The sequence below is a fragment of the Thalassotalea sp. Sam97 genome, assembly GCF_041379765.1.
GTDB classification, from domain to species: Bacteria; Pseudomonadota; Gammaproteobacteria; order Enterobacterales; family Alteromonadaceae; genus Thalassotalea_A; species Thalassotalea_A maritima.
Genome location: NZ_CP166919.1, coordinates 2,878,529 through 2,899,314, shown reverse-complemented (window position 1 = coordinate 2,899,314; position 20,786 = coordinate 2,878,529). Strand labels below are relative to the sequence as shown.

Below are 20,786 nucleotides of genomic sequence, written 5' to 3'. Positions count from 1 at the left end.
CGATATATTGTTGTGGTTTTCAATGTGCATAAAGCAATTTGAAACGCCAAATTTAAACGCTTGTTTAAAAATGTATTGATTTGCATAACCAGACAGGGCAAACTCGAATAACAAAAAAGTGACTTAACAAGAATATAAATAAGTCGTTGAACAACAAGAATATAATCACGAAGGAGAACGGCATGATTTTTCAAGGCAATAGCCTTACTGCCAAACTGCTAGAAGACGGTATCGTTGAGTTATGTTTTGCATCGTCAGGATCAGTTAATGTGCTCAACCTTGCAACGCTGCAAGAGTACAAGCAAGCGATTATCGCTATTGCGGCATGTGCAGAGGTGCAAGGCGTTATCGTTACATCGGCAAAGCCAGCCTTTATAGTTGGCGCAGATATCACTGAATTTACCGAGCTATTTAAAATAGCCGATGACAAAATAGCAGGCACCTTTAAGGCATCAAGCGATATCTTTGATGCCTTTGAAGATCTATCCATTCCCACTGTCGCGGCAATTAATGGTTTTGCATTAGGTGGCGGATGCGAGACCGCACTGGTTTGTGATTTTCGCATTGCCGATACCACTGCGCGTATTGGTTTACCTGAAGTTAAACTCGGTTTAATGCCAGGTTTTGGCGGAACGGTGCGTCTACCGCGTATTATTGGTGTTGATAATGCGCTGGAGTGGATGACCACTGGTAAAGCACATAAAGTAGAGCAAGCGCTCGCCTATGGCGCAATTGATGCGGTTGTTGCGCCTGAGCATTTGCGCACAGCAGCGCTTGATATGGTAAAAGCAGCAATCGCTGGAAAATTAGATTGGCAGGCACGAAAACGTGCTAAGTTAGAACCGGTATTGCTATCTGAAACCGAGCATTTAATGAGCTTTTCTACCGCCAAGGCAATGGTTGCAGCACAGGCGGGTAAGCATTATCCAGCTCCCGTTGCTATGGTTGAGTTGTTAGAGCAAGCGGTGAAGTTACCGCGTGAACAAGCCATGTTATTGGAAAATAAGGCTTTTGCTAAAGTTGCCAAAACTGACCAGTGTACAGCGCAAGTTGGGGTATTTCTTGCTGATCAGGTAGTAAAAAGTAAAGCAAAAAAAGCCAGTAAATCGGCAACCAAGTTAGTTGAACGCGCGGCGGTACTTGGTGCAGGTATTATGGGCGGCGGGATTGCTTACCAGTCAGCCTATAAAGGCACCCCTATTATCATGAAAGATATCAGTAATGATGCACTTGATTTGGGCTTAACTACGGCGGCAGGAATTCTCAGTAAATTAGCAGATAAAGGTCGAATCAATGCCAAAAAAATGGCATCGGTACTTAACAGCATAACGCCGACGCTAACCTATGACAGTGTTAAGCAAAGCGATATTGTCATTGAGGCGGTGGTCGAGAACCCGAAAATTAAAGCCGCAGTACTTAGCGAAGTAGAACAGGTCGTTGGCCAAGATGCGGTGATTACGTCAAATACATCAACAATTTCTATTGATTTATTGGCGCAAAGTCTTGATAACCCAGAGCGCTTCTGTGGTATGCACTTCTTTAACCCTGTGCATAAAATGCCTTTAGTGGAAGTTATTCGTGGTAAACATACCTCTGATGAAACAGTTGCCAATGTTGTTGCATATGCGACGAAAATGGGTAAATCAGCGATTGTCGTTAACGATTGTCCAGGCTTTTATATCAATCGCGTGTTGTTCCCATACTTAGCCGGCTTTAGCCAGTTATTGCTTGAAGGTGCAGACTTTACTCAAGTAGATAAGGTAATGGAAAAGCAATTTGGTTGGCCTATGGGACCAGCGTACTTACTTGATGTCGTAGGTATTGATACCGCTGATCATTGTACGGATGTGATGGCGCAAGGTTTTCCATCTCGTATGGCAAAGCTTGAGCAAGATCCTATCGCTCTTATGTATGCTCATGACAAGCTTGGTCAGAAAAACGCTTGTGGTTTTTATCAATATTCAAAAGATAAGCGTGGCCGTCCTGTTAAAGTCGCAAGCGAATCGAGTATCGATTTATTAGCGACCATCTGCGCTGATGTAAGTAAATTCGAACGTGATGAGATTATTGCTCGTCTTATGATCCCTATGGTTAACGAAACCATTCGCTGCTTAGAAGAAGGTGTTGTTGATAGCGCAGCTGAAGCTGATATGGGACTAATTTATGGTTTAGGCTTCCCTGTATTTAGAGGTGGCCCTATCCGTTACTTAGAAACAATGGGCTTAGATAATTTTGTCGCCTTAGCTGATCGTTATGCTCACTTGGGTGAAATTTATCAAGTCACCGATGGTCTTCGTCAAATGGCGGCTTCAGGTAAGTCGTATTTCACAACCGATGTAAAAATAAAATAGGGCGGAATAGTTTATGAATGATGTAGTAATTGTTGATTGTATCCGTTCGCCAATGGGGCGTTCTAAAGGCGGTGCGTTTCGAAATGTTCGTGCAGAGCAATTGTCTGCCGACTTAATGCGTAATTTATTATTACGAAATCCTGCACTTGATCCTAACGATATTGAAGATGTTATTTGGGGTTGTGTTAAACAGACTAAAGAGCAAGGTTTCAATATTGCCCGTAACGCCGCCCTAATAGCTGGAATTCCCAAGTCGGTTGCCGGCGTTACGGTAAATCGCTTGTGTGGCTCATCGATGGAAGCATTGCATCAAGCGAGCACCAGCATTATGGCGGGGCAGGGTGACGTCTATCTTATTGGTGGTGTGGAGCACATGGGCCATGTCCCTATGATGTACGATGTTGACTTTGCCCCTGCAATGGCCAAGTACATGGCCAAGGCGGCGGGTAACATGGGCTTAACGGCGGAATTACTAGGACGTCAGCATGCGATAAGTCGAGACATGCAAGATGAATTTGCGGCACGTTCTCACCAGCGCGCCTATATGGCTCAGCAAGAAGGTCGTTGGGCCAGTGAAATCGTTGCAATTGAAGGTCATGATGCGGCAGGTGCGCTAACGTTAGTAGAGCAAGATGAGGTTATTCGTGCCGATTGTACGGTGGAAAGTTTATCCTCTCTACGACCGGTATTTGATCCGGCAAACGGCACCGTCACGGCAGGCAGTTCATCGGCTATCTCTGATGGAGCAAGTGCCATGTTGGTGATGTCTTCATCTAAAGCTCAACAATTAGGCTTAACTCCACGAGTGAAAATCCGAGCAATGGGCGTAGCTGGTTGCGATCCGGCAACCATGGGATTCGGTCCTGTGCCGGCAACACAAAAAGCATTGAAACGTGCGGGCTTATCTATTGCTGACATTGATGTAGCTGAGTTCAATGAAGCATTTGCAGCACAAGCGTTATCATGTATTAAATCATTAGGCATGCTGGATGTGATGGACGATAAGATTAATTTAAATGGTGGCGCTATCGCTTTAGGTCACCCATTAGGTTGTTCTGGAGCCCGAATTTCCACAACCTTGATCAACATCATGGAAGATAAAGATGCGACAATAGGTTTGGCGACAATGTGTATCGGCTTAGGGCAAGGCATTGCTACAGTATTTGAACGCGTATAGTTGAATTTGTGATTAACAACTTAACTCGCATAAAACAATAAAGGGGCATCGGCCCCTTTATTGTTTTATGCGATCTGCGTGACGACCACACAATTGACTTTAAATGTGAAACTTGACTGTTTTTTTGCTTTAAAGAATTATTGGGTCTAAAAACGACGCAATGAATCATCTAGTCGAATGATACACTGTAAGCATTGAGCCACGTCTAGGTATTACATTGCATATTATCACTCATTAGTGTGCGCGAACTTTGCTTCATCAGCACCCGCCTTAATCGCAACTTGGATCGCCGTCTCTTCTGTTAATCCCGCTTTAACAGCCATATCAACGATCACTCTGACTTGATCTTTATCTGACGATGCAATAGCGGCTGTAACAATTTGCTCTTTGTTGTCTTCAAAGTTTGCGAACAAGCTTTCTAACAATGACGGCAGTTTATTTGGCAACTCCGTGAAGGCGATATTCATTAATTGGCCAAAATCATCTGGGTATTGATGAATGATACGGGTAATCACACTATTAGCGACTACGGGTTTGGTTTGTAATGCGGTGATAAAAATCCCATCCCGCTCGTTAGGATGCAGTTTGCTGGCGGTAATCACAATATCATCAGCATAAGCCGGTTCTTCATTGATCGCGTACTTTATAATGTCAGTACATTGTGCAACTTCGTGACTTAACGCTTGCTTGATGACAATGCTGGCATAATTAGGATCAGCTTTAAGCGTTCCTCTAATTATTTGTTGGTAGTTATTCGGATATTCTGCCAATGCGATGTTTATCGTTGATTCATGTAATTCAGGATAAAGCTTTAGTAAGCTACTCACTGCTCGCTCTACCGATATTTCCTTTTCTACGGTTTTATTGAGTAAACTGGTAAGAAACTTTTCCTGGGTCGAGGTGCCCATAGCCCATGTATCATTGACTGTCATAGATAAGCAGACGAGTAGTATAGATAGGGTTATTGTTTTCATAGTTAGACCGTACATTATGTTATTAAGAAATACACAAGTAGCGTTGCTATCTCTGTTGGTATCTCAAAAGTTAGCAAGATCGCATCGCTGCCGGTTCGCTGTATTATAATCAGCAATATGACAGTTAATATAACGCTAAGTTCAAATTTTAATCAAGTTATAACTTTGCTCATGAAAATGAAGAGATATCGCTAACGGTTTGTTGGTTTTTTGTTGCTTTTGTTTGTTATTTGCGCTGTATCAAATTAATTGTCAGTTTTTTCAAAAAAACAGTTGACCTTAAATCAAAAATCCCTAAAATGCGCATCCACTTCAACGGCACAGCCAATAAGGCTTCACAGCAGTTGAAGTGCTGAAGTTTGTAAAAATAACGAATCCAATTCAGTGTTTTTACAAAGCCTCGTTTTGATAAGTTAAGTTGTTCAATATGAGCCTTAACGGTCAACAAAAACTTTTGAAAATTAATTTTCAAAAAGTGTTGACATCGAAACTGAGATGCGTAAAATGCGCATCCACTTCAACGGCAAACGCCGATGAAGTTCAAGTAATAACGAATGCGATTATTACTTAATTCTTTAACAAATAGTTATCATGCAATTTGTGTGAGCACTCACAAGAAAATGGTTTTACCATATTGTCTTTAAGACATAACTTGATGAGTGACACGCAAAACGACATATGTCAAGTTGGTAGCAATACCAACAAGCGTAATTCATTGAGTCGATTCTTCGGAATCACGATTTAATTTTTAATTGAAGAGTTTGATCATGGCTCAGATTGAACGCTGGCGGCAGGCTTAACACATGCAAGTCGAGCGGAAACGATTCTAGTTTACTAGAAGGCGTCGAGCGGCGGACGGGTGAGTAATGCTTGGGAATATGCCTTTAGGTGGGGGACAACAGTTGGAAACGACTGCTAATACCGCATAATGTCTACGGACCAAAGGAGGGGATCTTCGGACCTTTCGCCTTTAGATTAGCCCAAGTGAGATTAGCTAGATGGTGGGGTAATGGCCTACCATGGCGACGATCTCTAGCTGGTTTGAGAGGATGATCAGCCACACTGGGACTGAGACACGGCCCAGACTCCTACGGGAGGCAGCAGTGGGGAATATTGCACAATGGGCGAAAGCCTGATGCAGCCATGCCGCGTGTGTGAAGAAGGCCTTCGGGTTGTAAAGCACTTTCAGTAGGGAGGAAAGGGTAGTCGCTAATATCGGCTATCTGTGACGTTACCTACAGAAGAAGCACCGGCTAACTCCGTGCCAGCAGCCGCGGTAATACGGAGGGTGCGAGCGTTAATCGGAATTACTGGGCGTAAAGCGTGCGTAGGCGGATTGTTAAGCGAGATGTGAAAGCCCAGGGCTCAACCTTGGAACTGCATTTCGAACTGGCTGTCTAGAGTATTGTAGAGGGTGGTGGAATTTCCAGTGTAGCGGTGAAATGCGTAGAGATTGGAAGGAACATCAGTGGCGAAGGCGGCCACCTGGACAAATACTGACGCTGAGGCACGAAAGCGTGGGGAGCAAACAGGATTAGATACCCTGGTAGTCCACGCCGTAAACGATGTCAACTAGCTGTCTGTGGACTTGATCCGTGGGTAGCGTAGCTAACGCGCTAAGTTGACCGCCTGGGGAGTACGGCCGCAAGGTTAAAACTCAAATGAATTGACGGGGGCCCGCACAAGCGGTGGAGCATGTGGTTTAATTCGATGCAACGCGAAGAACCTTACCATCCCTTGACATCCAGAGAACTTACTAGAGATAGTTTGGTGCCTTCGGGAACTCTGAGACAGGTGCTGCATGGCTGTCGTCAGCTCGTGTTGTGAAATGTTGGGTTAAGTCCCGCAACGAGCGCAACCCCTATCCTTATTTGCCAGCGCTTCGGGCGGGAACTCTAAGGAGACTGCCGGTGATAAACCGGAGGAAGGTGGGGACGACGTCAAGTCATCATGGCCCTTACGGGATGGGCTACACACGTGCTACAATGGCGGATACAGAGGGCAGCAAGACCGCGAGGTGGAGCGAATCCCAGAAAGTCCGTCGTAGTCCGGATTGGAGTCTGCAACTCGACTCCATGAAGTCGGAATCGCTAGTAATCGTGGATCAGAATGCCACGGTGAATACGTTCCCGGGCCTTGTACACACCGCCCGTCACACCATGGGAGTGGGTTGCAAAAGAAGTAGCTAGTTTAACCTTCGGGAGGACGGTTACCACTTTGTGATTCATGACTGGGGTGAAGTCGTAACAAGGTAACCCTAGGGGAACCTGGGGTTGGATCACCTCCTTACCTTAAGTAAAACATTCCTTGTCGAGTGTTCACACAAATTGCATAGATAACGATTGTAAGAGAAGTATCTCAGTAGTGGGGCTATAGCTCAGCTGGGAGAGCGCCTGCCTTGCACGCAGGAGGTCAGCAGTTCGATCCTGCTTAGCTCCACCATTTACTGAAACTTTGGTAGACATACCTATGTAGTAGGTCTGTAGCTCAGCTGGTTAGAGCGCACCCCTGATAAGGGTGAGGTCGGTAGTTCAAGTCTACTCAGACCTACCATTTTACTTCTCAAAGAACTCAAACATAAGCGTTGACGTTTATGTTTGAGTTTTTAACTCACTGTTCTTTAAAAATTTGGAAAGCTGATATTAAACCCGGTATTTCATAGAAGACTATGTCGCGTAGTTCTTCATTAACATATGAAATACCAAAACGAAGAAGAAATTCTTCAAAAATTGATTTTTATAAATCAATTTCTTTCAAGACATTCTTATGAATGCGTGAACATGTCAGACATACATTTGGGTTCGGTTTTGTCACCGAATCACTCGAAACTTTTTGGGGTTGTATGGTTAAGTGACTAAGCGTATGTGGTGGATGCCTTGGCAGTTAGAGGCGATGAAGGACGTGTTAATCTGCGATAAGCTGTGTTGAGCCGATAAAAGGCGTTATAAGCACAGATTTCCGAATGGGGAAACCCACCTGTCATAAGGCAGGTATCGTTAAGTGAATACATAGCTTAACGAGGCGAACCGGGAGAACTGAAACATCTAAGTACCCCGAGGAAAAGAAATCAACCGAGATTTCCTTAGTAGCGGCGAGCGAACGGGAATTAGCCCTTAAGCGGTTTGTGAATTAGTGGAATAAGCTGGAAAGCTTGACGATACAGGGTGATAGTCCCGTACACGAAAATGACCTTACCGTGAAATCGAGTAGGACGGAACACGTGAAATTCTGTTTGAATATGGGGGGACCATCCTCCAAGGCTAAATACTCCTAACTGACCGATAGTGAACCAGTACCGTGAGGGAAAGGCGAAAAGAACCCCTGTGAGGGGAGTGAAATAGAACCTGAAACCGCATACGTACAAGCAGTGGAAGCCTTCGGGTGACTGCGTACCTTTTGTATAATGGGTCAGCGACTTACATTTTGTAGCAAGGTTAACCGATTAGGGGAGCCGTAGCGAAAGCGAGTGTTAACTGCGCGTTTAGTTGCAAGGTGTAGACCCGAAACCCGGCGATCTACCCATGGGCAGGTTGAAGGTTGAGTAACATCAACTGGAGGACCGAACACACGTATGTTGAAAAATGCGGTGATGACCTGTGGGTCGGAGTGAAAGGCTAATCAAGCCGGGAGATAGCTGGTTCTCCCCGAAATCTATTTAGGTAGAGCCTCGGACGAACACCACTGGGGGTAGAGCACTGTTAAGGCTAGGGGGTCATCCCGACTTACCAACCCTTTGCAAACTCCGAATACCAGTGAGTGATATCCGGGAGACACACGGCGGGTGCTAACGTCCGTCGTGGAAAGGGAAACAACCCAGACCGCCAGCTAAGGTCCCAAAGTCTATGTTAAGTGGGAAACGATGTGGAAAGGCCCAGACAGCTAGGAGGTTGGCTTAGAAGCAGCCATCCTTTAAAGAAAGCGTAATAGCTCACTAGTCGAGTCGGTCTGCGCGGAAGATGTAACGGGGCTAAACATAGCACCGAAGCTGCGGATTTGAACTTAGGTTCAAGTGGTAGGGGAGCGTTCTGTAAGCCGTTGAAGGTGTGTTGTAAAGCATGCTGGAGGTATCAGAAGTGCGAATGCTGACATGAGTAACGATAATGGGGGTGAAAAACCCCCACGCCGAAAGACCAAGGTTTCCTGTCCCATGTTAATCAGGGCAGGGTAAGTCGGCCCCTAAGGCGAGGCGGAAACGCGTAGTCGATGGGAAACAGATTAATATTTCTGTACTTCTTATAATTGCGAAGGAGGGACGGAGCAGGCTAGGCAAGCATGGCGTTGGTTGTCCATGTGAAAGTATGTAGGCTGGGAATTTAGGCAAATCCGGATTCCTAAGGCTGAGATACGAGACGAGACTCTACGGAGTTGAAGTTGTTGATGCCATACTTCCAGGAAAAGCTTCTAAGCATCAGATTATAAGGAACCGTACCCCAAACCGACACAGGTGGTTAGGTAGAGAATACTAAGGCGCTTGAGAGAACTCGGGTGAAGGAACTAGGCAAAATAGTACCGTAACTTCGGGAGAAGGTACGCCGGCTAGTGTGAATCCCTTGCGGAGTAAGCACCGGTCGGTCGAAGTAACCAGGTGGCTGGAACTGTTTATTAAAAACACAGCACTGTGCAAAATCGAAAGATGACGTATACGGTGTGACGCCTGCCCGGTGCCGGAAGGTTAATTGATTGGGTTAGCGCAAGCGAAGCTCATGATCGAAGCCCCGGTAAACGGCGGCCGTAACTATAACGGTCCTAAGGTAGCGAAATTCCTTGTCGGGTAAGTTCCGACCTGCACGAATGGCGTAATCATGGCCACACTGTCTCCACCCGAGACTCAGTGAAATTGAATTTGCGGTTAAGATGCCGTATACCCGCGGCTAGACGGAAAGACCCCGTGAACCTTTACTATAGCTTGACAGTGAACATTGCTCCTACATGTGTAGGATAGGTGGGAGGCTTTGAAGCGAGTACGCCAGTATTCGTGGAGCCAATCTTGAAATACCACCCTTGTATGCGTGATGTTCTAACCTGGGCCAGTAATCCTGGCTGGGGACACTGTCTGGTGGGTAGTTTGACTGGGGCGGTCTCCTCCCAAAGCGTAACGGAGGAGCACGAAGGTTGGCTAAGTACGGTCGGACATCGTACGGTTAGTGCAATGGCATAAGCCAGCTTAACTGCGAGACAGACACGTCGAGCAGGTACGAAAGTAGGTCATAGTGATCCGGTGGTTCTGTATGGAAGGGCCATCGCTCAACGGATAAAAGGTACTCCGGGGATAACAGGCTGATACCGCCCAAGAGTTCATATCGACGGCGGTGTTTGGCACCTCGATGTCGGCTCATCACATCCTGGGGCTGAAGTCGGTCCCAAGGGTATGGCTGTTCGCCATTTAAAGTGGTACGCGAGCTGGGTTTAGAACGTCGTGAGACAGTTCGGTCCCTATCTGCCGTGGGCGTTTGAGAATTGAAGAGGGCTGCTCCTAGTACGAGAGGACCGGAGTGGACGAACCTCTGGTGTTCCGGTTGTCACGCCAGTGGCATTGCCGGGTAGCTATGTTCGGAACTGATAACCGCTGAAAGCATCTAAGCGGGAAGCAGGCTTTGAGATGAGTTCTCACTGGAGCTTTAAGCTCCCTAAAGGGTCGTCGGAGACTACGACGTTGATAGGCAGGGTGTGTAAGCGTTGTGAGGCGTTGAGCTAACCTGTACTAATTGCCCGTGAGGCTTAACCATACAACACCCAAGAGGTTTTCCTCAGGTGTATATGGTCTGACATGAAATAGTTCAAGCATTCATATTGAAAGAAAAAGTTAAATATCAGATTTCCGAATTTATAAAAGTTTTTTGTCTGGCGACAATAGCACTTTGGAACCACCTGAACCCATGCCGAACTCAGAAGTGAAACGAAGTAGCGCCGATGGTAGTGTGGGAGTTCCCATGTGAGAGTAGGTCATCGCCAGGCTTCCAATTCCGAAAAGCCCGTTCGTTTGAACGGGCTTTTTTCGTTTAAGGTATTGGCTCGACCTACTACGTAGGTCACAAATAGAAAACGTTCATCCATGAACCTATTTGCATTTGTACATCCATGTACATCATCGCCAGGCTTCCAATTCCGGTACCGTCCCAGAAAGTGTGTCTCTCTTATTTTAATTTCAGTTTCAAATTACCTAGTTAAACAAGTTACTTTTCTCAAAGCGACTTATCGGGTATTGGTAAGTCGTTTTATTCATATCCAGTGCTACCTTACTTAGAATGGTTAATACAGAATCAACACTTGGCATGGAATTCCTTATTTTTAACGTTCGTTTGAATGATTTATTTAATCGTTCAATCCAGTTGGTAGTATAAATCATATTGCGGATGATCGGCTCAAAGTCCAAGTATGTGGCGTAATACTGCAAGTACGGCTTATCAATAAACATCTTAAAGTTAGAATATCTCTTACCCCACTTCTCATATAACCACCGAGCGCGGATCATAAGTTCTTCACGGTCATCTGATTGATCATCTAAATTAAAGACAAACCTCAAATCATCAGCGACTTCACCACGATGAGACTTCTTCACTTTTTTTAAGATGTTGCGTTTCATATGTAAGACGCACTTTTGAATTTTACATTGATAATGCCGTTCAATGGCCGAATCTAAGCCCGATAGGTTATCAATCACAGCAAGGTCGATTTGCTTGAGGCCACGCTCCTTTAAATCTAACAAGATGTCATCCCAATTGGCTGCTGATTCGGTCGGTGCATTGTAAATACCAATCACTTCACGAGTCATGTCGTGCTTTACCGCTAAAACGATATAGTAGGCTTCGCTAGAAACCGTTTCACGCTTTGTTTTGATAAATGTCGCATCGAGATAAATGATGGGGTAATAATCGCATAACTTCTGTTTTCTGAAGTCTTCCATTTCCTCATATAGGCTCTTAGTAATGCGCGATACGGCGCTTCGAGTGAGCTGTTGGCCATAGATAGATTCAGTTATTGATTCAATTTCTCGAGTTGTAAGCCCCTTGGCATAAAGCTCAAAACAAAGTTCGTTCAGTGTATCGCTTTGCTCTTTCATGACATTGAGGATCCAAGGCTTGAATTGATTTAATCGATCACGAGGTACCTGTAAAGATAGAGCATCACCTATACCTAAGCCTGCCACAGGTCTATAGCCATTGCCTTTGTTACCTTGAGAAGATCTTAGGTATTCCGTTCGCTCAGCTTTCATAAATGAATTAAGGGCGAGCTCTAATACCTGATTTAGACCACCTGGCTTTTGGATTAAAGAATCTAATGCTGCTTGAATTTGCTTACTATTCAGCGTTAAATTAGTCATAGTCTCTCTCCGTTTGTTGTTGATTGTTTTTTGGTCGAAACTTTCAACTAAACTAAGAGAGACTTTTTTATTTGTCTAGTGGGACACACTTTAGTGGGACGGTATGCCAATTCCGAAAAGCCCGTTCCTTTGAACGGGCTTTTCTCGTTTAAGGCATTGCTCGACCTACTGCGTAGGTTCACGATGTTTTTCTCTCCATGAAACATCGTCATACCGTCCATCCATGGACATAACCGGCAGGTGAAAATTTAAATAATGGCTGTGCATTATGCAGATTTTTCCCAATCGGTGCTATTCAATCTTGCCGTCTCATTAGTACTACGAGGTTACATCCAACGACATGAAATCTGACATGGCACATTTTAACTTATACCAATCACATCAAGTTATTGCTCACCCGTAGGGAGTTTATCAGAGGCCCATTTACGGCCCTATATTTCATTAATACAGAATGACTATATCAATGAAATCTATGTTGTAACTGAACCTCTGCCCTAACTCTGAGTTGGGCACAAACTTAGTGTAATTGGTATTAATCTCAATTCGGGTTAATCGTAGCGTCGCACATTTGCTTGGTAACACTGCCAGAACACGACTGTCAAATGACTATAGTTGCGTTATGATTTGATCAATAGGAAGGTTTGCACTCCGTCACCCCGCTTTAAAACGCAACTCCTTCGGTAATGAGCCGTAGCTCCACCCAAACAAGCTCCGCATTAAATATAGGATGACAGAACGCAAAATTAGATACGTTACGCTTTTATATTATCACGCAACAATTCTACTTCAAGTAATAAATAACTATGTAACAGCTGGCAAATGTTTTGATAAAAACCAGAATTGTTAATGCGAGTCATTCTTGCGAGAAATAAAGGTAACCAAATAAGAATTTTATTCTCGATAAAATCCAACTGCTGTTTGCAAACCTGCCTGCTATCGCTGGCTTGTAATGTTGCTAAAACCAAGTTTCCTAAATAGTCCAGTTGGATGGCTATATGATCTGCAGGTTCATTAAACTCATCGACGATCGCCAATCCTTGCTGTTTTAGCAATGCAACCATTTCATTGTGTGCTTGTTGGAACATTAACTCTTGCTCTGATAAATAGATCGACGCATATGGTGGCGCGCCCGTTTTATTGTCCATCAGAAAGAGTTGGCTAAACTCTGCTTTACACTCAAGGTAAGGGTGTTTGTGCAGGTTAAGTTTAGCCAACGACTGTTTGATTGCGTCGACGTCTTTTCTCAGCATAGGCTCCAGTGCTAGTTGGTTGAGTAAATTAGCTCCTTCGCTATTTGCATATCCAGTAAATTGGCTTTGTGTTAACTCTTTACTTAATAAGGTGGCAAACCACCAATATATACTGGCTCTGATCTCAACCAAGTGGGCTTCGGTCATTCCGTTATCTCCGTAGGCTGATTAAACGCGGTTACTGCGGGGGCATCCCCTTTGAATTTTTCAATCTCAACTAAACAAGTGAAGGCGCTACATGCTTGCGCTAGCTTTGACGTGCCAATATCCATTGTCAGTGTGTTTGGGTCGCCGTAAGTATCAATAGAACCTATCTTTTCATCTAGAGGACCATACCATGCTCCCTCTTGAATACGAATTAAGCCTGGTGGGTAATTGGCGTCGATGACTGCGCCAGCGATGAGTTGTCCCCGGTCGTTATATACACGCACTAAATCTCCGTTTTGGATATTTCGCGATTTAGCGTCTTCAGGGTTAATAAATACTGGCTCTCTACCTTGTACGGTGTAGGTATTACGAAAATCGGTCGACTCGCACATCTGTGAGTGTAAACGCTTATCAGGATGACATGACTGTAAGCCCAGTGAATATTTGTCAGATCCTGGACCGCCATGAGAGCGCTCTGCTTTTTCCATCCAAATGGGGTGACCAGGGCAATCATCGTACCCAAACCGTTCAATCTTACGAGAAAAAATTTCGATAAATCCTGATGGTGTGCCAAGTGAGTTTAGCTCTGGATCTTCGCGAAAATCAGCGAGTCGAGTCCATAAAGCGCCGGTACCGAAGTCAACTACACCTTTTTGCCAAAACTCATCAAATGCAGGCATGTCAAATTTACCTTTATTTGCTTCGACACAACCGTTGTACAGGTACTTGACCCATTCCATTTCGTCTCTATTTTGTGTGTATTTACGGTCTGTTCCCATGCGTTTACAGAACATGGTAAATATCTCAAAGTCTGTTTTAGATTGATAAAGTGGATCAACTAACTTGTGCATAGCGATAACGCCACGACCTGAGTAACTACCATAGAGATCAATGTCGTTACGTTCATACTGCGTACAGGCTGGTAGAACAATGTCTGCAAAGCGGCAAGTAGCATTCCATGAAAAGTCAATCGCGACAACGGTTTCGAGCTTACGAAATGCCTTTTTCATCTTATTTTTGTCTTGATGGTGATGCCAAGGGTTATTACCTGAAAACATCGCCATCCGTACATCAGGGAATGTCACTTTTGAACCATTGGCGTCAATGGTTTGGCCAGGATTAAGTAACATGTCAATCCATCTAGCAACGGGGATTACAGAACTTGCGCCTTTAAAATCGTTACTCTTATGCTTTATGTCGTCTTCTGAATCAGGGATGCCTGGAAAGGCACCTGGCCCCGCTGCACCTGTTGAAGATACGCCAATGCCCGAATAGTGGTGACCATAGCTGACACCGCCCCCGGGCAAACCGATGTAGCCAAGCATCGCTGCGAATACCGCGCCCATCCAATACGGTTGCTCACCGTGCTGTTGGCGCTGTATACACCAGCCAAACATGATTTGAGTACGTTTGGCTGCCATGTCACTTGCAAGGGTTTTGATGCTCTCAGCGTCAATACCGCAAATGGATGCTGCCCAGTCAGGGGTTTTGGCGATGCCGTCCTTTTCACCAAGTAAATAAGGTAGAAACTTATCAAAGCCGAGTGTATAGGTGTTGAGGAATTCTTTATTGTATAAATCATTTGTATACAGATGATGGGCCATGCCCAGCATTAAGGCGACGTCAGTTTGCGGATTCACATATTGGTGTTCGCAATTAAGGTAATTCTGCGATTTACTTTTCACTGGATCGATGGCGATCACGCGGATCTTTTTATCGGCAATTTTTTGTTTTAATTGTTCAAGGTAAGCATACGATTCATGTGTTTCACAATTCCAACCTACTTGCAGTGTCTTATAAAGATCATTAGCCCATAAGACTACAATCTCACTGTTATCTAAAATATTTTCCCACGAGGTGCCTTGCGCGTAGACTTCGGTAGAGCCCATCACATAGGGTAAAATGGTTTGTCCCGCGCCAGTTGAATAGTCGCCAACTTTGCGAACAAAGTTGCCGTGCATGGCTACGGCACGAAACATATGATTACCACAGCTGTGCACTTGGCCCGTTTGTCTCCACCCTGTATGACCAGCATATAAACCCGAAGGCCCATAAGTGGTTTGTATACGTTCAAGCTCTTGATAAAGCATATCGATGGCTTCATCCCAGGTAACCCGAATAAAGCGGAAGTCGCCCCGCTGACTGGTATCACTTTTATGGCGTTTAAGGTAATAATCGTAACGTACCATGGGGTAACGGATCCGCGAAGGGCTGTAAATGATCCCTTTAATGCCTTTGAGCATGTCGGTAGGGTATTTATCTAAATCAAACGGTTTTATCTCTTGTACTGTGCCAGCTAAAACTCTTGCTCTAAAAGCGCCCCAATGTGATCCGGACACTTTCCAAACACCGTTTTTATTACTAGCTTCTGCAGCGACTGATTTAGCCGCGGCAAGTAAACTTGGTCCAACTAACGAAGCGGTACTGGTTACTAACAGACCCTTTAAAAATGTGCGTCTTGAAATGCTCATGGTTCGCTCCCTCATTAATGGTCTTTATTAAACGTCGATGAGTGCTTTTGCAGGTACTTGAGCACCAGAGCTTGAGTGTCGCCGTCTAAGTTTACAAACGACAGCATCCCGTTAAACATGCCGGGCCAGGTGTTGGCGTCAAAGTGGTTGACTGCAGGTTGCGAGTGACATGTAGAACAGTTCTTGTCATAGGTTGTTTTAGCAAATTGCCATAAATCATCGGTTGATGTTGCCAGTGAACCCGCGCGCATCCATGTTGTAACCTCTATTTTCTGCCATGGTAAACCAGTCAGGTCGTCTTCCACTTCGTCGCCCGTTGCGGTAACAAATTGTTCGCTTTTTGCTACTTCAGGCGTTAAGTAGCCATTGTTTATATTGAGCGAAAAGTCTTCAAACATGATGCGACCAAAGCCTTTGTTTTTTCGCCAGACATCGAGTTTTACTTTTAAAGCTTCGCCACTTTTTTCCAGCACAGTCACTTTCGTTGCTGCATTGAGTTGACCAGCACTGATTTGTAATGCTTTATCTTGATACAGTGGTAATTGACGTACGCTGTAATAACTTTCGCCCTCATTGAATCGTGATGTAGACATGGCTTCGAGCTCAGCTAAGGCGCCTTCGTTGGCTAGTACGCTATCGGGTAATTCATGGGCAATGCCTTTATGACAGTCAATACAACTTTGATCGCGCTCTGCGGCCATTTTCATTTGAACTCGCGCACGTTCGCTCATGGTGTCAAAGTCCATAGATGCGTAGTCGTGACAATTTTTACACTCTAACGAGTTATTCGCGGTTAGCCGATCCCACTCATGTTGTGCCAACTCTGCTCGCTTTGCTAAAAACTTTTCGCGGGTGTCGATGGTACCAAATACCGTGCCCCAGACTTCTTTAGATGCCTTCATTTTGCGTGCCATTTTATCGGTCCAGTTGTGAGGGACGTGGCAATCGGGACATGTTGCTCGAACCCCAGAATGATTTTTCCAATGAACTGTTTCTTTAAGCTCTTGATAAACGTTATCTTCCATTTCATGACAACTGATGCAGAATTCTTCTGTGTTGGTTGCTTCCAGTGCCGTATTAAAGCCACCCCAAAACAAAATACCAGCGATGAAGCCACCAAAGGCGAGGGTACCCAAGCTAAAATAGGCGCTGGGCTTTTTACAAATAGATAAAAACTCTTTTACTGACTTAAGCATGTTTCGCTCCCGTGATGAATATGAACTAACTGTCTGTTAGCCATGCCCAGGAGGACCAAGCGTTGCCTGTAACATCCAAACAATAAATCCGTAGGCGCCAAACACAACGGTTAATAAAATAGGGAAAAAAAACAGAATAATGAACATGAAGGCCTTAAACTCTTTGACTTTGGTTGCACTATCCTCTTCGGTGTCAGTGGAACTTAAATTTGATTCGCTCACAACGATACCCCAGCAGAAAATGAGTGCTTATAAGTATAGTGAAAATTTAAGATTTGCTCGGTATTCGCATAAGTTGGTTGGTAATATGTAGCGTCGGCGCCTTGATACTTGCTTCACGAAATTGCTCATTAACGCGAAGAGTAATATCTGTCTCAAGGGCTTTTTCGTATTTAGTGTCGAGGACATAAACTTTTAAGGTAAGTTTGTAGGCAATAAATTGATTGGTAACAACTTGGCTGATAATTACATTAATGGGTTTATTTAAATAGGTAAATTTACTCAATGCGGCACATTCGCGAATAATATCTTGTGCTTTGGCTAAGTCTTCCTCAACGCCAATATGAAATGATATGGCAACTTGCATATCCAATTCGCCGTAGTTACCGCATGAGGTAAGCTCATTGAGAAAGATATTATTGGGAATGGTTACAACGTTATCATCTAAGGTTGTCATCTTTACAGAACGCAAGCCTATAGCATTAATATCACCGTACTCACCGCCAAATTGAACTCTATCACCCACCTGAAAAGGTCGATCAAACATGATGATAATGCCAGCAACTACTGAGGCAGCAAGGTCCTTCATGGCAAAGCCTACGGCAACGGCAAGTGTCCCCCCTAAAATCGCCAATAACTCTTTGCTAAATTCAAAACTCAACAATACCGAGGCAGAGATCGCAAAAAAATAAATGAGAAACTGGAAAAACACTAACGCTTTTTGTAATAACAGTCTTTTTTCGGCAAATACCTCGCTTAAATCATTAACGATAGACTTCATCACTTTAAGCACAATCCACACCACAACAAAGAGCAGCACCGACATTAAAATGCCGCCAGGTTTTATTACTTCAGCAAGTGTATTGATCACTTGTAGCTCTTTCGATACTTGCTCTTGTGCGGCCGCTGGTGTCGATATACAAAACATCAAGATTAACCTGTAAAAAGCGATAGCCCGAACGTTCATATAGACTCCTATCGAGGTAATAAATTTTGCCGAGCTAAATATTTCGACACGGGGCGAAACCATAGCCAGGTGATTTGGTAGCGGCCTGCGACTTGCTCCAGAATGCCTTGCGCGACGCAGGCGGCGATGGCAGAGTTGACAACCAAGCCATGTAAGCGCAGATTTTTTACGATATCATTAACAGAGCAACGACCAAATTGGCATATGACTCTGAGAACCAGCAGGGTATTTATTTCAAATTGTTCGATGATTTTATTATCTGGGTAGAGCGGGATCTGCGCTATTACGTTTTTATTATCAACTTTTAACGCTTGTGCGAGCGTGCGGCAGGCGATTGCAGGGTTACCTTCTGCGTAACCCCAAATAATGCGCAAGATGCCATATTTGTTGCGAGCTTCAAAATCGTCTTCTTCGATATCGACTAATTGTTTAGGAATCGATAGTTTACTGTAGTCAACATCAATGCCCGCTTGTTGGCAACGTTGATCAAATAATTCACAGATTTGTTCTTCGCTCCATGAATGCATTTGAATGCTACTGGCATAAAAGCCACTGGCGATGCCCAATGCGTTGAGCAAGGTCCAGCTGCTGCGATCAAAGCTCAATATCCACAAGGCCTGACCTTTAAAGTCTGTTATCCAACCATACAAACGGCGCATCTCGCGTTGACCACTGACTTCTGGGGTGAGCAGGCGGTGACAATTATCAAGCAAGATCAAATCGATGCCTTGCTCTTTAACGGCAGCCATGACATCGCTAGATTTACTCTGTTCAGTATCTAAATTTAATTGCTGTTTAAGCTGTTCAATGATGTCGTTGAAATCTTCACTGCAACTTAACATGAGGCTTTTCGGATGTCGTTCAGTGAGAGTTTGCAATAAGTGGCTTTTACCTATGCCACGTTCACCGATAACCGCAATATGTGATCTTTCTTTTTGCTCTACCATCGCCATGATCTTCTCGACTAGTGGTTCAATAATCGATGCAACATGCTCGCCATTACCGTGGATTAAAAGATCACTGACACCCTCATTGAGATTGGCCATGTTTTTACTGTCTTCAATGAGTTGGGCATTATCATTAAGTAGTTTTTTACGGTAAATTTCCGTGGTAATACGACGTCCTGATTCAACTTTTGAAATCAGGTTGAGAAATTTTTTGGACAATGAGAAGTACAAGGCGAAAATAAAGGCAAAACCTGCGGCCAAAAAGCCTTTAATCCCGCGCCTATTTTTTAATAAGCTATGAACAATCTGGGGGGCGTCTCGTTCTTGGTCGACATAATTAAAAAAGTCATCTCGCCAACTTTGAATGAAAAATACGTAAACAGGTATGAGTAATGTTAAGAATAGCGTACTTAGCCAACCCAATATGGTTGTTTTGGTGATAACAAGCTCGGTTAATGCGGTGACCAATTTAAATAAGCCGGCCCACCAAATTACTGTTTTTAAAGATACCGATTGCGCGCTACTGATATTGCGTAACACATTTTGTTTACCGCGTTGAATCACCTTACTTAGAAACGTATAAGCAAAACTGGTCAGGCAAAGCCAGAAAACAATGGTTTGCAGAACATTGATCAGTAGTGGTAACTGAAACAGCTTGAGAGCGTTAATAATCACATAGAAAAATATAAGCCATTCAAGCGGTTGACGAGTTTGCTCTAAATACCAAATAGCTCGGGCAACTTTTATTCTTGCGGACGTTCTCGGCCTAACCGCAAGGATATTTTGTCGCCATTGAGGCAAACCTTGTATTGCCCATCGACGCCAGTTAATAAATACATATAAGGCGATAATAATAATCAACACTTGTTTGAATATATCCATAGGCGCTAAATTTATTAGCGCGGGTAATTCTTTTGTTCGTTGCACTGCCGCTTTACTTAACACGCTTGCTTGAAGGCGAACAAATTGACTCTCAAGTTTTGCTTCTTCAAGCCCTGTTATACGAAACGAAGTAAGTGAATCACGCAATGCAGATGGTGCACTGGCAAAAATTTGTTCTCGCAACTGATAGTAGCGTTGCAACTCCTGATAGCGTTGTACGAGCGTCTTAAATTTTTCGGTGTTTCGCCATTGGCTTAATAAACTTAAATCGACATTAGGTTGATCGGTGAGTTGTTGGAGTGCTTTAGTTTTCTCAGCAATAACGGGACGAATTTGAAAATATAACCGTTGATATTGTTCACGATCGGCATCGTCTTCTGTCTGATCGTTTTGTAGTGCGGCAAATTGATTTTCAAACTGTCGTAGTAAGCCTGTGCTGACAAACTTATTATTGGTATCTTGGTTATTGGTTAGTGATGGTTTATTAGGCAATGAGTTTGAGCCTGCAGTACCTTCGGTGACTTTGTTGGCGATTTTTTTAGTGCTATCGTCTTGGTCATTACTTTTCGCTTGGCCTTTGACCTTGTTGGTCTGCGCGTTTTCTTGCTGTTGTGCTTGCTCGTTTTGCGAGGTTATAGATGTGGGCGTTGATGTTGGTAAAGAAGACTGAGTCCTCGATGCTTCGAGCGAGGTGAAAATAGTTGCTAAAGGCAACGATTTAGCGTTGGACTGAAAAGGAACGCATAACACGACAAGCAGGCAAAAACAGTGAAATACGGTTAGCCGTTTAGCCGTTTTTATTGATGTTGATATAAGCAAAGCATTACCTGCAATAAGGGTTCGCGTTAATCGAATAGGTATCGGTTATCGCTAGAAAGTATGAT

The 20,786-nt window shown here is 44.1% G+C and carries 10 protein-coding genes, 2 tRNA genes and 3 rRNA genes; 7 read left to right on the top strand and 8 right to left on the bottom strand.

Annotated features, from left to right (window positions below; all coding sequences use genetic code 11):
* Positions 1-182: 182 nt before the first annotated feature.
* Positions 183-2,351: a fatty acid oxidation complex subunit alpha FadB gene (gene fadB / locus ACAX20_RS12880; protein ID WP_371186787.1), complete on the top strand. Its 2,169-nt coding sequence runs from the start codon at positions 183-185 to the stop codon at positions 2,349-2,351.
* A gap of 13 nt (positions 2,352-2,364) precedes the next feature.
* Entirely contained in the window at positions 2,365-3,528 is a 1,164-nt protein-coding gene (gene fadA / locus ACAX20_RS12875; protein WP_371186785.1) for an acetyl-CoA C-acyltransferase FadA, read from the top strand.
* Between the two features lie 227 nt (positions 3,529-3,755).
* Here the strand turns inward: fadA and ACAX20_RS12870 are convergent, their stop codons facing one another.
* Complete coding sequence (locus ACAX20_RS12870) at positions 3,756-4,502, bottom strand: hypothetical protein (RefSeq protein WP_371186783.1); 747 nt, start codon at positions 4,500-4,502, stop codon at positions 3,756-3,758.
* Between the two features lie 749 nt (positions 4,503-5,251).
* Here ACAX20_RS12870 and ACAX20_RS12865 point away from each other — a divergent pair.
* From ACAX20_RS12865 to rrf, 5 genes are all read left to right on the top strand, one after another.
* Positions 5,252-6,791 (top strand): 16S ribosomal RNA (locus ACAX20_RS12865).
* A gap of 77 nt (positions 6,792-6,868) precedes the next feature.
* A tRNA-Ala gene (locus ACAX20_RS12860) sits at positions 6,869-6,944 on the top strand.
* Positions 6,945-6,978: 34 nt separating this feature from the next.
* A tRNA-Ile gene (locus tag ACAX20_RS12855) sits at positions 6,979-7,055 on the top strand.
* Between the two features lie 291 nt (positions 7,056-7,346).
* Positions 7,347-10,228: ribosomal RNA gene (locus ACAX20_RS12850) — 23S ribosomal RNA — on the top strand.
* Positions 10,229-10,342: 114 nt separating this feature from the next.
* Positions 10,343-10,457: ribosomal RNA gene (rrf, locus tag ACAX20_RS12845) — 5S ribosomal RNA — on the top strand.
* Together the 16S, 23S and 5S rRNA genes with 2 tRNA genes alongside form the textbook arrangement of a ribosomal RNA operon.
* Positions 10,458-10,662: 205 nt before the next feature.
* Here the strand turns inward: rrf and ACAX20_RS12840 are convergent.
* The 7 genes from ACAX20_RS12840 to ACAX20_RS12810 form a co-directional block, all read right to left on the bottom strand.
* A complete protein-coding gene (locus ACAX20_RS12840) occupies positions 10,663-11,823 on the bottom strand; it encodes an IS256 family transposase (RefSeq protein ID WP_371186781.1) in 1,161 nt (386 codons plus the stop codon).
* A gap of 752 nt (positions 11,824-12,575) precedes the next feature.
* Complete coding sequence (gene torD / locus ACAX20_RS12835) at positions 12,576-13,220, bottom strand: molecular chaperone TorD (RefSeq protein WP_371186779.1); 645 nt, start codon at positions 13,218-13,220, stop codon at positions 12,576-12,578.
* Positions 13,217-15,691, bottom strand: coding sequence for a trimethylamine-N-oxide reductase TorA (torA, locus tag ACAX20_RS12830; protein WP_371186777.1), 2,475 nt, complete (start codon positions 15,689-15,691; stop codon positions 13,217-13,219). The genes torD and torA overlap by 4 nt, the downstream gene beginning before the upstream one ends.
* A 14-nt stretch (positions 15,692-15,705) precedes the next feature.
* Positions 15,706-16,887 carry a pentaheme c-type cytochrome TorC gene (torC, locus tag ACAX20_RS12825; RefSeq protein ID WP_371186775.1) on the bottom strand — a complete coding sequence of 394 codons (1,182 nt, stop codon included), beginning with the start codon at positions 16,885-16,887 and terminating at the stop codon, positions 15,706-15,708.
* A 36-nt stretch (positions 16,888-16,923) separates the two neighbouring features.
* Entirely contained in the window at positions 16,924-17,109 is a 186-nt protein-coding gene (locus tag ACAX20_RS12820; protein WP_371186773.1) for a periplasmic nitrate reductase, NapE protein, read from the bottom strand.
* Between the two features lie 46 nt (positions 17,110-17,155).
* Positions 17,156-18,073 carry a mechanosensitive ion channel family protein gene (locus ACAX20_RS12815; RefSeq protein WP_371186771.1) on the bottom strand — a complete coding sequence of 306 codons (918 nt, stop codon included), beginning with the start codon at positions 18,071-18,073 and terminating at the stop codon, positions 17,156-17,158.
* A gap of 8 nt (positions 18,074-18,081) precedes the next feature.
* Positions 18,082-20,616, bottom strand: a complete 2,535-nt coding sequence (locus ACAX20_RS12810; protein ID WP_371186769.1) for an ATP-binding protein — start codon at positions 20,614-20,616, stop codon at positions 18,082-18,084.
* Between the last annotated feature and the right edge of the window lie 170 nt (positions 20,617-20,786).

Bases quoted from the DNA above. Each gene is read 5' to 3' on its own strand.
- ACAX20_RS12815 (WP_371186771.1), bottom strand. From the start codon at position 18,073: ATGAACGTTCGGGCTATCGCTTTTTACAGGTTAATCTTGATGTTTTGT.
- fadB (WP_371186787.1), top strand. From the start codon at position 183: ATGATTTTTCAAGGCAATAGCCTTACTGCCAAACTGCTAGAAGACGGT.
- torC (WP_371186775.1), bottom strand. From the start codon at position 16,887: ATGCTTAAGTCAGTAAAAGAGTTTTTATCTATTTGTAAAAAGCCCAGC.
- torD (WP_371186779.1), bottom strand. From the start codon at position 13,220: ATGACCGAAGCCCACTTGGTTGAGATCAGAGCCAGTATATATTGGTGG.
- ACAX20_RS12870 (WP_371186783.1), bottom strand. From the start codon at position 4,502: ATGAAAACAATAACCCTATCTATACTACTCGTCTGCTTATCTATGACA.
- ACAX20_RS12840 (WP_371186781.1), bottom strand. From the start codon at position 11,823: ATGACTAATTTAACGCTGAATAGTAAGCAAATTCAAGCAGCATTAGAT.
- fadA (WP_371186785.1), top strand. From the start codon at position 2,365: ATGAATGATGTAGTAATTGTTGATTGTATCCGTTCGCCAATGGGGCGT.
- torA (WP_371186777.1), bottom strand. From the start codon at position 15,691: ATGAGCATTTCAAGACGCACATTTTTAAAGGGTCTGTTAGTAACCAGT.